This window comes from Sporosarcina soli (assembly GCF_042655805.1).
Taxonomy (GTDB): domain Bacteria; phylum Bacillota; class Bacilli; order Bacillales_A; family Planococcaceae; genus Sporosarcina; species Sporosarcina soli.
This window is the reverse complement of record NZ_JBHSNO010000016.1, coordinates 117,883-133,474: the sequence shown is the minus strand read 5'-3', so window position 1 is coordinate 133,474 and position 15,592 is coordinate 117,883. Positions and strand designations below refer to the sequence as shown.

The window sequence follows — 15,592 nt, the reverse complement described above, 5'->3', positions numbered from 1 at the left end:
TTGGAGTTGGAGAGTGATAAGAACTACTATTAATACTATAAGGAATAACAAAAAATTAAGCAAAGTTAAAAAAAAAGGGTGATGAAGATGGGCTCACTAGAGAAGAAGTTTTTAAGGCTTGGTGCCGAATATGCACCTGGACAAGAAGTACGACAAGATACAAATGAAGTGGGATTGCGCTTTGAGAAAATACCAGGTACACCGGTTGATTTTTCACATGGGGATGTAGATGCTTTTGAGCCGATTCCAGGTTCTTTGGATGTTTTCAACGAAGGGGTTCGCCTTGGCGGGAAGCAGGCCTACACGGAGTATCGGGGAAGCATTGATATCCGTGAGAATGTAGCGAAAAAGCTTTCTACATTTACAGGTTCCACGATTAACGCAGATCAGAATTTCATTATTACGCCTGGAACGCAAGGTGCTCTATTCCTGGCAATGGGCTCGACTATCTCGAGAGGCGATAAAGTTGCGATTGTCGTACCGGATTATTTTGCAAACCGAAAACTAGTCGAATTTTTTGAGGGAGAAGTCGTTCCGGTCCAGTTGGACTATTATAAGAACGATACTTTGGCAGGTTTGGATTTAACGCAGTTGGAAGACGCATTTAAAGCGGGAGTTAAACTCTTTTTATTCTCGAACCCAAATAATCCGACAGGAGTCATTTATTCGAAAGATGAAATCCGTGACATTGCGAAACTTGCCCAGCAGTACGGGGCGACTGTAATCGTTGATGAATTGTATTCACGCCAGATTTTCGAAGGGCGGACGTATACGCATTTATGCGCGCAAAATATTGTAGATCCTGAAAATGTCATTACGATTATGGGGCCGTCGAAAACGGAGTCACTGAGTGGATATCGATTAGGTGTCGCATTCGGATCGTCCAAAATTATTGATCGGATGGAAAAATTGCAGGCGATTGTTTCTCTTCGTGCAGGTGGTTATAGCCAAGCGGTTTTGAAATCTTGGTTTTCGGAGCCGGAAGGTTGGATGACCGAGCGAATTGCTCAACACCAAGCGATCCGGGATGATTTAGTTGCAAAACTGCGAGCCGCTGACGGATTTCAAGTACGAGCGACAGAAGCGGGAAGCTATCTCTTCCCGAGAATTCCTAAATTAGATATTTCAATCACAGAATTCGTGAAAGTACTGCGACTCCAGGCTGGTGTCATTGTAACGCCTGGCACTGAATTCGGCCCGCAGTTTACGGAGAGCTTCCGTGTCAATTTTTCACAAGATCATCGTGCGGCAGTTGACGCAATTGGCCGTGTCATCCAAGTCGTGGAGGCGTATCGCAATGAGTACGCTAAGTGATCAAAACAATCCGATTCCGCAGGGCAATTATGTTCCGGCATCACGTTTTGGGAATATCATCTATACTGCTGGGATGACACCTAGAAAAAATGGTGTACTTATTCAAAGTGGAAAAGTGCTTACAGCAGAGCCGGTGTCATCTTATAAAGAAGCAGTTCGTCAAGCGGCTGCAAACGCGTTGACTGCAGCCATCAGTACACTTGAAGAACAAGAACGGCTGGAGCAGATATTAACACTCACTGTGTATGTGAATGCGGAAGAATCCTTTCAAACCCATGCGAACTTAGCAGACTTTGCATCTGAGTATTTATTTGAAAAGTTAGGAAACAAAGGGATTGGAAGTCGGGCTGCAATTGGCGTTGCATCTTTGCCCGGCAACGCACCGGTTGAAATCCAGTTGGTTGCGGCTGTATCCTCATGAAGATACCGAATACAAATTCAGGGGGGCCAACAAGGCGCTTTTCGAATGATGATTTTAAGTGGACTTGCCTCTCCTGATATGCATGGAAAGATTGTCTGGAAATACATTTTTAAACATAGCCGATATTACTCAACGGCAAGGTAAAGCCTCTGGTGAATCCTTGAACCAACAAGTTGAGTAAATCGGCTTTTTAAATTCACTTATTAAAGGTGTTTTTTGGACCAAAAAGTTCCTTTTTGCTCTTTTTAAGCACATGTACTCCTAGAATAGTATTTAAATAATACACGTAAAGTGTAGTTTAAAGCGTTATTCACCATTTTTTATGTTGGCATACAAATTGCAAATAGCTAAGTAGAGGGAGATTTAAAATAAAAAAACGTGCAAAAGGGGAATTTACCGATTGCATTTTTTCCAGAGAGAGGTGTCGGTTTAATTTTCTGAATTACACAATTATGGTGAATGGTTTGTGAGGAGTTTCTTGATTTAGAAGAGTCTTTCTTTTTCGTTTGGCTGCTTTTTGAAAACGCATTCTTTTTGGGGATGCACGGAATGCGGGAACAGAGACTTGTGTCCATGGAAGATGGATTAAGTGAAATCTATCTCACCAATTACAGCGGAACAAATGATTTCACCACATTGAAAATTGATAAGGGGTGGGCGTATGCTAGCAAACAATTACAGATACAAAGTAATGTTCATGATGTTGATATTGGCAATCATCAATTACGTTGATCGGGGAGCAATATCCTATGCGCAAGAGGAAATTGTAAAGGAATTTGGTTTTGATAATATGGCTTGGGGAATGGTCCTTGGATATTTCGGATACGGATATATTATCGGTTCACTTTTTGGTGGGATTTTGGCAGATAAAAAAGGACCTAAATTCGTATTCACGTTAGTCGGTATTGGGTGGTCTGTTTTTGTAATTTTGACTGCTTTTGCAGGGGAAATCGGTTTAGCTTTATTCGGGGGTTCGGCCTTGACAGGTTTTGCTGTCATTCGTATTTTCTTCGGTTTAGCGGAAGGACCTGCCTTTTCAACAATCAATAAGACAAATGCCAATTGGGCTGCCCCGAAGGAACGAGGTATGGCTGTGGGGTTGGGGATTTTAGGAACCCCGTTAGGAGCCTTGTTAACAGCGCCGATCATTGTTGGGATACTCAGTATCACCAACTGGAGAGTTATGTTTATAGCGCTTGGTTTGTTGGGGATTGTCTGGGTACTGCTTTTTCGAAAAGCATTTACAAATATGCCGGAAGATAATTTGAAAGTATCTAAAGAAGAGCTGGAGAAAATTAGATCGAAAGAAGATTTACTTCCCGGTGAAAAAATGGTTGGGGAGAGTAAAGACACAATTAAATGGTATGACTTTTTCAAGCATCGGGCACTAGTTTTCAACGCGATTAGTTACTTTTCGTATATGTATGTCAATTTCCTTCTCTTAACGTGGACGCCTAAGTATTTAATGGATGAATTTGGATACCAGCTTTCTTCACTCTGGTATATCGGAATGATACCTTGGACAGGTGCTTGTATAACAGTTCTTCTAGGTGGAAAGATTTCAGACTTGCTAAGACGGAAAACGGGCAAATTACGAATTGCACGATCCTATTTTACAATCGTCTGCTTGGCTTTTACAGCTACCTGTTTCTTATTGATACCGACGGCTAGTAGCGCTGTGGCGGTACTCGCGCTTATGACAATCGGGAATGCTTTTAATTCGTTGCCAAACACGGTGTATTGGTCTGTTGTCTTGGATATCGAGCCTGACAAAGCGGGCACATATGGAGGAATGACTCATTTTGTGGCAAATTTTGCTACGATTATCGCACCAACTTTAACTGGTTTTCTCGTCACATATTACGGTTATTCGTCTATGTTTGTGGCAGCGGCTGTTGCCGTTATGATTGGCATGGTGACGATGTTCTGTGTAAATCCGGATAAGACGAACAGAACAGACAGAAAAGATCTAAGCCAAGCTATCGTGTCTGAGTAACTGATTTGTACGAATCATCATGAGGTCTATTCTATTAAAAAGATTGGGAGGGGAAGTCGTTATGCAACTAGAACAAAAAGAAAAGGGGAATCTTGGGTGGGATGAAGTGTTGAAATGGGATTTGGCTACATTATCCCAAGCACTTCACTCCCGTCAGCTATCGCCGACGGAACTGACTAAAGTGCTGCTTGAACGTATTGAAACAGTAGATCCAAATTTGAACTCATTTATCACAATAATGTCTGAACAAGCGATGATGGCTGCTGCAGAAGCGGAAAAATCCATTATGCAAGAGGTTATCAAAAGTCCACTCCATGGTGTTCCTATTGGCTTAAAAGATTTGATCTACACGAAAGGTATCCGGACGACGATGGGTTCCCATATGTATAAAGATTTTCTGCCCAGTTATGACGCGACAGTCGTCACCAAATTACAGCAGGCGGGCGCGGTGATTGTTGGAAAACTAAATACGCATGAGTTCGCTTACGGCACGACAGGCGATACGTCATTTTTTGGCCCCGTGCACAATCCGTATAATCCGGCCAAAATAACGGGCGGATCCAGTAGCGGGTCGGGCGCAGCTGTAGCTGCCCATCTCTGCTATGGAGCCCTTGGTACGGATACAGGAGGCTCTATCCGTGTGCCCGCTTCATTTTGCGGCATCGTCGGTATGAAGCCAACATTCGGTAGAGTCAGCAAATGGGGTGTATACCCGTTGTCTCCTACGCTTGATCATGTCGGTCCGATGACAAAAACAGTACGGGACAATGCAATTATGTTGAATGTACTTGCGGGCTATGATGAAAAAGATCCCTCTTCAGTCAATCTGGAACCAGAAGATTTTACGCTGACGCTTGAAGAGGGTTTGCAAGGTTACGTCATAGGTGTACCTTCCACTTTCTTTTTTGAACAGATTGACGATGAGATTGCAGCGAGAATCGAACAGGTCCTTTCTATCTATCAACGTATAGGAGCTTCTGTTCGCCCAGTGGATCTCGAACAGATGGACAGCATATTACAGGCACAGCGCACGGTGTTGAGCTGTGAAGCGTATGCAACACATAGATTCCACCTTGACAAGGAAGGTTGGACAACTGAGGTGAAAAATCGCATCCAAACGGGTGAAGCTGTTAAAGCTTTTGAATACTTGGAAGCACTGGAAATAAAAAAACGAGCCATTCAGTCATTCAACAAAGTGTTTGAACAAGTGGATGTGCTCCTTACTCCCAATACGCCCGTATTACCATCCGATATATATGAACGGGAAGTGGAGGTCGATCAACAGAAAACGCATATCTTTTCAGTGCTGAACAAATTAACGAGCCCTTCTAATTTAACGGGTCTGCCATGTATATCCGTCCCATGTGGCTTTTCCAGCAATGGGCTTCCGCTCGGATTTCAGTTGACGGGCCGCGCTTTGAATGAAAGCCTTTTGTATCGTATCGCTTATGCTTTTGAACAAGCCACAATGAAGGACTAAGTATTTTTTCTGCATCCCCGATTCGTTTTTTAGTACGATGCATCGGGGATGCATTTTTAGTGAGGAAGCGGGGGTGGTATGATGAAGTTATTAAACGATAGGGGTGCTGTGTAATGGGCGTGGATCTGAATAAGCAGAATTTACTGGAGCTAGCACTTAAAAGTTTACAGATAGATGTGCATATTGTTGAATCGTCATCCGAAAAGGAACCCGTTATCGACTCGGATGCTTTTGTAATGCATGCCACCTCATTCAAGGCGGCAGACAAGGAATATACAGCGACATTTGTATTCCCAAAAGGAGCCACGCTGTCTTTATTAAAACAGTTCCCCGAGTATACAAATATGGAATTGGACTTGAAAACGATTCTAGACAATTGTCGGGAAGTGATTTTTGTTTCGGATACAAGCGGAAAAGCTTTACGAGTGAGCTCGTCATGGAAGCCATTATGGGAAAAGGAAGGAAAAGACTTTTTCGATAAAGGTGTCTTTCAAGTTGAAAAAGAAGGTGTTATCTCTCGGTCGGCTACAAGGTTGGTGTCAGAGAGAAAAGAACTCGTGCAGATTGTCCAACAGACCAATACAGGAAGAACATTAATGGTCACGGGCATCCCCATTCTGAACGACGCTGGAGAGATTCAGCGGATTGTCAGCATCTCGGAAGATATCACCGAAATCAGTTCATTGCAGAAAGAATTGAATAGTGAAAAGGTGAAAAACGAGCAGTTGAATGCGCGTTTATATGACGAGACTTCTGCATCGATCGTTGTGAACAGTGAGGATATGAACAATGTGTTACAAAAAGTGTTCAAAATAGCTGACGTGGATTCTACCGTCCTCATCGCAGGAGAGTCTGGAGTAGGAAAGGAAGTGATTGCTAACTATATTCATAAATGGGGAAATCGTGCTAATAAGCCATTTATTAAAATTAACTGTGGATCCATTCCGGAAAACTTACTCGAATCCGAACTATTCGGCTATTCGAAAGGCGCATTTACTGGCGCTTTAAGAGAAGGAAAGAAAGGATTATTCGAAGCGGCTAATGGTGGAACGATTTTCTTGGATGAGATTGGAGAAATGCCTCCCGCCCTTCAAGTCAAGCTATTGCGTGTATTACAGGAACAAGAAGTAACAAGAATTGGCGAGACCTCCCCAATCAAAATTGATGTGCGTGTCATTACGGCAACCAATCGTAACCTTTCAGAAGAGGTTCAACAAAAGAGATTCCGAGAAGATTTGTACTATCGTCTCAATGTGGTGCCGATCCATATTCCTCCCTTAAGAGAACGTAAGGAAGATATCTTACCACTGGTTTTGCATTTTACGGAAGAATTCAATCGAAAGTTTTTAAAAACGAAAGTGTTTTCTCCAGAGACGATTACCTATTTTTATTCCTATAGTTGGCCCGGTAATATACGAGAACTACGGAATATTATTGAGCGGATCATAGTCATGACTGATTCTGACTATTTAGAGCCTGATCACTTGCCGGATTTATTGCAACGAGGAGTAGGGGAAACGATCACTACGCAACCAATGGAGTTGGCCATAGCAGGTTCTGCTACCATCACTTCGAAGCCAAGGAATGTAGCACCATTTGAGACCTTGGAGGTATTGGCCCGTCATTATCGAAAGCTGGGCATCACTCATGGCGAGTGGGGGGTCATTTGTGCAATTTTTACATATGAAGCAGATGAATGGACATTTCACGTATCCGAAGAGGAATTGGCTACACATTTAGCATGTGGCACGCGACAAATCCGAAAATGGCTCTATTCATTACGGAAAAAAGAGATGCTCATTGTTGAGCGGTCATGGAAAAAAACGGGCTATAATTTCAACCTTTTAATGGAAAAAGTTCGCTGTTTAGAAAAATAACGTTACCCACATAGAATTACTTTATAATTGGTACTGAATCAAGCAAATATTTATTAAACTGAGAGGGATTTATAAATGTTACATTTAAACCAACTAGAGCCAGGTATTCGAAAATTGGTTGCGCAGTTTATAGAAGCCGGGCGTCCATCAGCAAGAAAGCAGAGCATTCAAGAGCGTCGGCAGGGATATTTAAACTCAATCGACCTTGCTGGAGATGAGGTTCCTGTATGGGATATTTTTGATCAAACAATTGATGGCTTACCACTTCGTATTTATAAATCATCGAATCAAATGAACCTTCCTATTTTGATTTATTATCATGGAGGCTGCTTTGTAAGCGGTGATTTCGACACTCATGATCGTCAATTGAGAATGTTGGCTAATTTAGGAAATTGTATAGTAGTTGCCGTTGATTATCGATTAGCACCTGAGCATGTTTATCCTGCTGCACATGATGATGCATTCAAATCCGCACATATCGTCCGAGAGCACGCCAAATTGTGGGGCGGAAATCCCGCCGACATTACAATCGCAGGTGACAGTGCTGGTGGACATCTTGCTCTAGTTACATGTCTGCGACTCAAAAAACAAGGGAAATGGATGCCTAAGCGCCAAATTCTCATTTATCCAATGCTAGATGCGACAGCTTCAAGTGATAGTTATAAAATATTTGGTGATGATTATATTATTACTCGAGATGCGCTCCTAAGTGGATTCGAGGCTTATTTATCCAATGTAGATCCCGATCATCCAGAAGCGAGTCCTTTATATAGGGATGATTTCGCTGGCCTTCCGGAAACCCATATTTTAACCGCTGAATTTGATGCTCTTGTCGATGAGGGTGAATCATTATTCCGTCGTTTATTAGAATTAGGTGTAGAAGTACAATGCCGACGATACCTGGGGGTTAACCACGGTTTCTTTCAGCTTGCAGGCATCAGTCCAGCGGCCAGAAAGGCAATAAAGGATGTCGCCACTATTCTATCTAATTAATATAAAATAGATAGGATGGATCTAGATAACCTTGATTACAGGGTGAAAAGGATCGAATGTAAAAAAAAATCGATTCCTTTTCATTTCTATAAAAATATTCTTAGACAAAGATTATTAAGGGAGAAAAACAGCACAACATTTTTATAAACGTCGCGACTTTATTTTAAATCCACAACAACACAAAAGCGCCTTAAACGCAAAGATTTTATGCGCTTTTGGACTCTATATTATTGCGAAGAGAATGACAATTACAGAAATGTCAAAAGTGTACCGCCTATTGCCCCAGAAACGACAATCATCCAAGGTGGAAGCTTCCAATAGACAAGCATACTAAACAGAATTGCGGCTAACGCGAAATCGGCGGGTGCTAAGATGGAACTTGTCCAAATTGGGTGATAGAGTGCGGAGATCAAGATACCGACGACTGCTGCATTTACGCCCATGATCGCGCCTTTAATTTTCGGATTGCTTCGTAAAGCATCCCAAAAAGGTAATGCACCGAGTATCAAAAGGAAGGCAGGTAAAAATACGGCGATTGTTGCAACTAAACCACCTTGCCATCCTTTCATAACGGCTCCTAAATAGGCAGCGAAGGTAAACAGGGGACCGGGTACCGCTTGGGTAGCTCCATATCCGGCTAAGAATGCCTCTTCGCTGACCCATCCATTTGGCACTAGTTCCTGTTCCAGTAAAGGCAAAACGACATGCCCCCCACCGAACACTAAAGAACCGGATCGATAAAAACTATCGAACAGAGCCACCCAGTATGATCCAGTGACTTCTCTAATAATCGGTAAAAGGAAAAGCAAGGCGAAAAACAACAGCAGACATATTATTGAAACACTTTTAGCAATTGGAAACGTCGAACTCCATTCCGCGTTTTCTTTGTGTTGTTTATATAGAAGGAATCCAAAGAGAGCAGCAATCAAAATGACACCGACTTGTGTAAAGGCTGTCTGCCAAAGAAGCGTACTTACGAGTGCAAATAGAGCAATGGTCTTTCTTTTTAAGTCAGGGGTCAAGTTTTTTGACATCCCGAGAATAGCATGGGCAACTACTACAACGGCCACAATTTTCAACCCGTGTATCCATCCGGCATTTCCAATATCAAAACCTTCAAGTAGCAAGGCAAACAGGATAAGTGCAATAACCGAAGGAAGTGTAAACCCGATAAACGATACAAGCCCACCTAATACGCCTGCTCGCATCACTCCTATCCCGATTCCTACTTGACTACTCGCTGGACCAGGCAGGAATTGTGCTAAAGCAACTAAATCAGCATAGCTTTTTTCATCCATCCATTTTCTTCTACGAACATACTCTTCATGAAAATACCCTAAATGGGCTGTCGGTCCGCCAAACGATGTCAATCCAAGTCGAGTCGAGACGAGCAAGATTTCCAGAAGTCTTTTTAATCCACTTTGCGAGTTTTTCTGATTCATCATTAACTCCTTTTTATTAGTCTTTTATTTGTTTGAAGTGCTCATAGTCTTTTTTTGAGCTTCAATCAGGACAAGATTTCCTTTTTCGGTCGTTGTATAATACTTTCTAATTTACCCTTTTACATTTCGATCTTCTCTGATCAGAAGTCCATCAGCCTCCATTGAATGAACGATCGGATAGAGGGTACCTGAGCTAATGTTATATCCATGTCCCTTTAGCACTTCCAACATCCTTATACCTAAAATGGGATGTTATTTTGCGTGATGTAAAATATGGATGTGTATAAAACCGAGAAAAGTTTCCGTAATACTTTATCTTCCAAGCTGCCACCTCAATTCTAAATATCAGAAACCGATATTGATTCTCAGTATTGATTTTCTACAACACGAGTATAATACCTTTGCTCTAATGTCCCAAGTCATTCTATAGAAATTTACCAAACCTTAACATCGCTATCGTGAGGAAGAATAGGTAAAGAAACAAAAGAAAATCGAATCGATTGACAAACCTATCAAAATTATTTATGCTTAGTTCATTAAAGTTGAATAGTTTCTCCTAAAGGGGAGTAGCTTTTATAGCAAAGTCGTCATTACAGGGATTAACACTCTCGGCTTTGTTGGCAACGTAACGTTGTTAGCGAGACCTTTACCGATTGGTAAGGGCCTTTTTATACACTTGAAAACCTTTACCATACAAATTGGTAAAGGTTTTTTTGTTGGGAATAATCGATGTTTTCTCCGTGCGATGGATCATCGGAAATGCAGAACTTTTTGCACGATAACAAATAGGACGAAGCTATATCAACAAAGAGAGGTGATCATATCATGAAAAAGAAAATAGTATCCTTGTCGGAGTTAATCAGAGAAAACAAAGAGGAAATTCTAAAGGATAAGGCATTGATTGAAAAAATTGAGAAGCGCGTAGAAGAAAAAATAATAAATTTAGAGAAGTAATCCAGGAGGGTGCCTGTTGATACTGAGGAAATACATGTCTCTTTTAGGAATAGGTTCAGCACAAATCAATCTTATCTTGCAAAAGAAAATGTATAAGCTAGGTGATTCTGTTCATGGGTATTTTTCGATCAAAGGCGGCAGCATCGAACAACAGATCAAACGAATTGACTGTGATTTGGTTTTAAATGATCAAACTGTCCATGTAGAAAAAGTAATCGATTCAACAACAATTTTAACATCAATACGTATTCAACCAGAGGAATTGTATAAAGTTCCATTTACTTTTCAATTGCCAGCTTCTGGTCCAGTTTCAACAGAGGAAGTATCGTATCATTTTAAAACGAGGCTCACTTTTGACAAAGGTGTTGGGAGTAGGAATCAAGACATCATTCAAATTATCCAATGATAGGTTTAGGATGAAAATTCTAGTTAATAATTAGAAAAGGGTGATCATGTTGTTCAGGTATTTACAACGAATTAAATTTATATTGAAGTTTTGGAAATTCATCCCTTTTTTAAAAGAGTTTTTTGTATCAGAGGATGTGCAAGTTCATAAAAAAGTATTTGGGGTTTTCCTGATTCTCACCTACGCCTTCTTTCCTTTTGATTTGATTCCAGACTTCCTGACTTTTATTGGAATCATTGATGATGTTGCTGTTGCGAGTTTTGTTCTCGGGAGAATGATAAAAATAGCTCCACAATCCCTTAAAGAAAAATATAATGTCATTTAGAAAATTGATTATAAATAAAGGAAAAGAACAAGCTCTAAAAAATGATGAAAAGAGGAAGAAAATGTTTAAAAAAATAATGAAACAAATCAAGCAGCTTTCCCAAGGCAGCAGCGAGCGAAGACATGGCCACTATCGCCGAGATAGTAGTGACCGAAGAAATCGTTATTATCGCCAAGGAAGTAGTAGTAACCGGGGATACAACCGGTCACCGTTTAGTGGAAGTGACCGCTACAAGCGCAGGGGGCGAAGCAGCAGCTAACCTGTACCGCTGCGGTCAATGTTCTCTTTCATTCGCTCTAAGTGCAGCATGAAGATCCGTTGAAATTTCGCGAACAGATGAATAAGGTTCTTTGATCTGTAAGAGTCTTTTTAGTAAATAAACGGTTTCCTTCATTAAAGAAAGTTCTTCTGTCCAAGGAAGAGCTTTTTTATTTTTTGAAGGGTACGTCGTATAGAGCAAATATAAAAGTATTTCTCCCAAATCATAGTAGTCCTGTTGTTTCATTTCCTGGGTATCTTCTTGGTTGTTCTGTAAAGAGCCGGATGATAATTGAGATGGGGCACTCAGAATTTGTTGTTGTGATAAACCGAAATCAATCAAAAAGAGCTCATTATTTTTTAGTAAAATGTTTGGAATTCGTAAATCTTGATGGTAAATATTTTTTGTATGAAGATAATCGACTAATCCAAGCAGTTGATGAAGAATTAGTAGGGATTCTTGCTCGTTGAACGTTTTCTTGCTATAAAAAATAAGATCTTCCAAATTGTCTCCATTAATAAAGCTCATGACATAAAAGAAATAGCCGTCCGTTGAAAAGGTTTCATATAACTTTGGCATTTTTTTATGGTTCAGGGTATGCAAAAGAGCAATTTCACTTTTAAATAGCTCGACTTCTTTTCTGTGACGACGTTTACTTGGACGAAGCTGTTTAACGACTCGGTTCTCTTGTGATTTTAAATCTTTACATAGATAAACAATTCCATAACTTCCAGACCCTATCACCTTCAGAACCTTATAGCGTTCGTGCAAAATTGTCCCTTCTTTAAAAGGTTTATCTACAATAAGCTGATAAATTTTTCGGATTGAACGTAAAATTGAAATACCCCTCACCACTTCTTTTAAATGTGTCTACTCGTCTTTTGTTGTCGATGATTTACGATAACATACTCCGTACACTATTTTCATGCATTTTAAATTTGAAAAGATCATTTGATATTCATTCTTTTCACTAAATTTATCCAATTGTCGAGTGAACCATGATAAGCTTATGATCAGGACTAACTATTTTTACTGATAAATTGTTTTACATTACTAAAAAGTTAGGGGGATTTTCTTGATAAAGAATAAGAAACTTCTCTATTTCGCCTTCATTCCTTTTTTGCTGTCGATGGCGTTAAGCTTTCCATTCCCACATAAAAACCCTTATGGAGAAGCGGTTGTTTCAGCGTTCAATATACCGATCAAAACCGTAAATGGCTTTCATTATATTGGCGTGTTGTCATTGTTGTTGCTAATTGTAAGCCTCTATTTACTCGTAAAATCACTAAAAAAGTATCGTGTTCGTTCTGTAATGATGGCCATATTGGTAGCTGTTTTTGCACCTCTATTCTTAGTGAATCTATTTCAAAAAACGATTGCAACCGGCATTTACGCCATTTCCTATGAGAGTGATAAAAGTGTTTGTACCTTCGAGATGAAAAATGAGGCAACACTGCATGGAAAATGTGAACTTCCTTTTGAAAATTTCAGTAGCAAGACTACCCAATTTAACATTGAATTTTATGAACGCTATCCATTCGAAGATAATATCCAAATGGAATCACTCATGAATAACGGAGCACCATATGCAGTGACGTTAAGTGGAAAAGAACGGAAACGAGTGATCATTGAAACGGATATTGACGTATCCCAGATGGAAAACCACATAGAATGGGGAAATGCAAGATTTGTCTCCATTATCATTAAGTCGGGAGATCGAACAAGAAAACTTTGACATTTTTTCTATCAAGCTTATAGATAAAGTAAGACATAATAAAGAGGTTATTTATTAGTGAATGAGTGATGCTATTTAGGAAAATATTGCTTTATATAAATGAGGGTAAATTATGAAACGGAAAACAATGTTCCAACTTGGTGGAGGAGTTATTCTTGTCATCATCCTGAGCTGGGTATTCCCATATGCTTTCTTTAGTGTGGATAAATCAGTGACCTATAAACCTGATGCTATTTTTGTAGAACAGTACCAGCAAGATCTTCAATCCTTTAAAACAAATGAAGAAATTGGCTCAACGGATCATTTAATCTTCAACCGTACAGCTTATATCATGGATATGTTTGAGCAGGATTGGTTATTGAATGAAAATGGAACATCGATGCGGAAAGCAGACCTTGAAGAAATACTTGTACAAGTGAAAAATAAAAGGGAACACCTCATTGAACTAGCCTTCCATGAAACATATTCAACAGAAACAAAAGAGTACCTAAAAGACACACTGCGACACTGTTTAGCACTTGAAGAAAGCATAGTGGAATTAAAAAATGCTAAATACAGTTCAAGGGCATCATTAAAAAGGCGATATCATAATTTACACATGTCTTTCGTTGACACATTTGATCGTTACAAATATTTTTATAACGAGTTTAAAGAAACGATATGAACGTATTATCTTTCATGGTTGTTTCGGACATAGGTATCTTTTGATAAGGAGGTCTACAAATGATCAGGGCTCAAATTGAGGGAATCTTAGAAGATTTACCAGAAGAAGAGTTGGAAAGTGTCTATTGGTCAATCAAATTTATTCATGAGGGCTACTTGTTCAAGAAGAGTTTATTGGACAAAGGTGTAATGATCGAAGAATTATTTGGAGAAGCAGAAGAAATTAAAGACTTATGGGATAGTACATTTGCAAAGAATGTTAATGAAGAAATGCGGGAATCCATTCATTACGACCAATTCAAATGGCATATTTTTAGCTATGAAAAACAAGATTGTTTCAAGGAAACGGCAGCACGGAAAGCTTTTGATGCTGTATCTAAGGATGAACTCTATGTGATGTATCAAAATTCACCTTATGTGATGCAATGTAGCCATGCACATAAAGTCATTGCCGCTGATTTTGATTCGCAGCAAGATATTTATATTTTTGATAAGCATTTCACTTGGACTTATATACATACTCATGAATCTATGTGCGGACCTTATTTTTATCATGTGAAATGATGATGCGAAAACCTTAAAGATGGGAGAAGATTGTTTGAAGAAGATTAAACTAATTTTTATCGCAGTACTTATCTTCTTGTTAATTTCGGGCTGTACGAAGCCAAATAAGGAGACAGCTACAATTTCAGCTAATGCTGATTCGGAATATATACATACCTTTAAAGATTTGAATCTGGGCATTCTTTTTGATTTTAATTTTCGATTGCCTGATGCGGATAAAAGAATGGTCACGATTTGGGTAGAAGGTTATCAAGATGGTGAAAAGGAGCCGGATCCCCTCACTCAAATAGCCTACGGGTCAAGTCCTCAACAAGTGACAGAAGGTCATTTAGGATTTGGCATCATCAATTCGACCACAGAGGAGTCTATACTTTTTCTGTATGCGCCAAGTGTATCCACATCACCGGTTAAAATTGAAAGTTTGAATGTCCCAAATCGCTTTAGTGCATGGGATTATGCGATCGGTGATGAAAAAGTGGCATTATCATTAGGAGAAACGAAATTGCTCGCCGTCTATAGACAATCCGCTGGTAATGCAATAAGGACGTATGATTTTCAAGATGAAGAGGCAGTCAAGCAGATGATCAAAGAAGATAGCCGGGTGCTTTTACTGAAGATGAAAATCGAGGAAAGTCATGAATGAAGCAATTGAAACGATCGAGAAGACGAATGTACAAAGGGGAAAATGAATGATGAATCAAACGAAAACCAATAGTCCTGCGATCATTTCTTTAATATTGGGTATTCTTTCTATTCTAGTCCCCATCATTGGAGTAGCTCTTGGTGTGATCGGGGTGATATTTTCAAGGAAAGCAGTAAAGGAAATTTCCCAAACAAAAGAAGAGGGCAGAGGATTGGCGACTGCGGGTTTAACCTGTAGCATTGTTGGCATTACCATTCAATTCATTGGCTTGTTGAATGTGGTGATATTTTACTCGATGACGCCTGTAAGTTCGTAGCTTGTCTCTCAAACGAAATAAATTAGAAGAAAGGGCCAAGTAATCGTTGACGGATTACTTGGCCCTTTTTCGATTTCCAGTTACCTGTTTGCTTCCATTCAATTATTATTGTTACGCTAAATGGTTCTAAATATAGCTTCTAGTGAAAGAATTAAAATTGGGTTTGATTTATGTTTCAAAAACAATTATACTTCTATTTAAATT

General features: G+C 39.8%; 16 protein-coding genes and 1 pseudogene. 14 read left to right on the top strand and 3 right to left on the bottom strand.

Annotation, left to right across the window (positions count from 1 at the left end):
• The first annotated feature begins 87 nt into the window (after nt 1-87).
• The 6 genes from ACFPRA_RS21315 to ACFPRA_RS21290 all read left to right on the top strand — a co-directional run bounded on the left by ACFPRA_RS21315 (nt 88) and on the right by ACFPRA_RS21290 (nt 8,081).
• Nucleotides 88-1,314, top strand: coding sequence for a pyridoxal phosphate-dependent aminotransferase (locus ACFPRA_RS21315; RefSeq protein WP_381439215.1), 1,227 nt, complete (start codon nt 88-90; stop codon nt 1,312-1,314).
• Nucleotides 1,298-1,735 carry a RidA family protein gene (locus ACFPRA_RS21310; RefSeq protein ID WP_381439213.1) on the top strand — a complete coding sequence of 146 codons (438 nt, stop codon included), beginning with the start codon at nt 1,298-1,300 and terminating at the stop codon, nt 1,733-1,735. The genes ACFPRA_RS21315 and ACFPRA_RS21310 overlap by 17 nt, the downstream gene beginning before the upstream one ends.
• Nucleotides 1,736-2,396: 661 nt before the next feature.
• Nucleotides 2,397-3,731, top strand: coding sequence for an MFS transporter (locus ACFPRA_RS21305; protein ID WP_381439210.1), 1,335 nt, complete (start codon nt 2,397-2,399; stop codon nt 3,729-3,731).
• Between the two features lie 61 nt (nt 3,732-3,792).
• The gene (locus tag ACFPRA_RS21300) at nt 3,793-5,211 is read left to right on the top strand and encodes an amidase (RefSeq protein ID WP_381439208.1); all 1,419 of its coding nucleotides are present in this window, start codon (nt 3,793-3,795) and stop codon (nt 5,209-5,211) included.
• Between the two features lie 113 nt (nt 5,212-5,324).
• Nucleotides 5,325-7,088 (top strand): sigma-54 interaction domain-containing protein, encoded by a 1,764-nt coding sequence (locus tag ACFPRA_RS21295; RefSeq protein WP_381439206.1) that lies wholly within the window; start codon nt 5,325-5,327, stop codon nt 7,086-7,088.
• A 75-nt stretch (nt 7,089-7,163) separates the two neighbouring features.
• Entirely contained in the window at nt 7,164-8,081 is a 918-nt protein-coding gene (locus ACFPRA_RS21290; RefSeq protein WP_381439204.1) for an alpha/beta hydrolase, read from the top strand.
• Nucleotides 8,082-8,329: 248 nt separating this feature from the next.
• Here ACFPRA_RS21290 and ACFPRA_RS21285 read toward each other — a convergent pair whose 3' ends face one another.
• Together ACFPRA_RS21285 and ACFPRA_RS21280 are read right to left on the bottom strand one after the other, a co-directional pair.
• Nucleotides 8,330-9,523 (bottom strand): chromate transporter, encoded by a 1,194-nt coding sequence (locus ACFPRA_RS21285; RefSeq protein ID WP_381439201.1) that lies wholly within the window; start codon nt 9,521-9,523, stop codon nt 8,330-8,332.
• Nucleotides 9,524-9,539: 16 nt separating this feature from the next.
• Nucleotides 9,540-9,846: pseudogene (locus ACFPRA_RS21280) on the bottom strand (PadR family transcriptional regulator).
• Nucleotides 9,847-10,348: 502 nt separating this feature from the next.
• Between ACFPRA_RS21280 and ACFPRA_RS21275 the strand changes: the two are divergent.
• From ACFPRA_RS21275 to ACFPRA_RS21265, 3 genes are read left to right on the top strand one after another with little or no spacing between them, the layout of a single operon-like run.
• The gene (locus ACFPRA_RS21275) at nt 10,349-10,477 is read left to right on the top strand and encodes an FbpB family small basic protein (RefSeq protein ID WP_381439199.1); all 129 of its coding nucleotides are present in this window, start codon (nt 10,349-10,351) and stop codon (nt 10,475-10,477) included.
• A gap of 16 nt (nt 10,478-10,493) precedes the next feature.
• Nucleotides 10,494-10,883, top strand: coding sequence for a sporulation protein (locus ACFPRA_RS21270; protein WP_381439197.1), 390 nt, complete (start codon nt 10,494-10,496; stop codon nt 10,881-10,883).
• Between the two features lie 46 nt (nt 10,884-10,929).
• A complete protein-coding gene (locus ACFPRA_RS21265) occupies nt 10,930-11,208 on the top strand; it encodes a YkvA family protein (protein ID WP_381439195.1) in 279 nt (92 codons plus the stop codon).
• 274 nt (nt 11,209-11,482) lie between these two features.
• On the opposite strand, the gene ACFPRA_RS21260 is transcribed toward ACFPRA_RS21265, so the two are convergent.
• Entirely contained in the window at nt 11,483-12,238 is a 756-nt protein-coding gene (locus ACFPRA_RS21260) for a protein kinase domain-containing protein (protein ID WP_381439193.1), read from the bottom strand.
• Nucleotides 12,239-12,542: 304 nt separating this feature from the next.
• Between ACFPRA_RS21260 and ACFPRA_RS21255 the strand changes: the two genes are divergently transcribed.
• The 5 genes from ACFPRA_RS21255 (at nt 12,543) to ACFPRA_RS21235 (ending at nt 15,388) form a co-directional block, all read left to right on the top strand.
• Nucleotides 12,543-13,202: a hypothetical protein gene (locus ACFPRA_RS21255; protein ID WP_381439190.1), complete on the top strand. Its 660-nt coding sequence runs from the start codon at nt 12,543-12,545 to the stop codon at nt 13,200-13,202.
• A 112-nt stretch (nt 13,203-13,314) separates the two neighbouring features.
• Nucleotides 13,315-13,866, top strand: coding sequence for a hypothetical protein (locus ACFPRA_RS21250; RefSeq protein ID WP_381439187.1), 552 nt, complete (start codon nt 13,315-13,317; stop codon nt 13,864-13,866).
• Nucleotides 13,867-13,925: 59 nt separating this feature from the next.
• Nucleotides 13,926-14,429 (top strand): DUF4275 family protein, encoded by a 504-nt coding sequence (locus ACFPRA_RS21245; protein ID WP_381439185.1) that lies wholly within the window; start codon nt 13,926-13,928, stop codon nt 14,427-14,429.
• 34 nt (nt 14,430-14,463) lie between these two features.
• The gene (locus ACFPRA_RS21240; protein ID WP_381439183.1) at nt 14,464-15,072 is read left to right on the top strand and encodes a hypothetical protein; all 609 of its coding nucleotides are present in this window, start codon (nt 14,464-14,466) and stop codon (nt 15,070-15,072) included.
• Nucleotides 15,073-15,121: 49 nt separating this feature from the next.
• Nucleotides 15,122-15,388 carry a DUF4190 domain-containing protein gene (locus tag ACFPRA_RS21235; protein WP_381439181.1) on the top strand — a complete coding sequence of 89 codons (267 nt, stop codon included), beginning with the start codon at nt 15,122-15,124 and terminating at the stop codon, nt 15,386-15,388.
• The last annotated feature ends 204 nt before the right edge of the window (nt 15,389-15,592 follow it).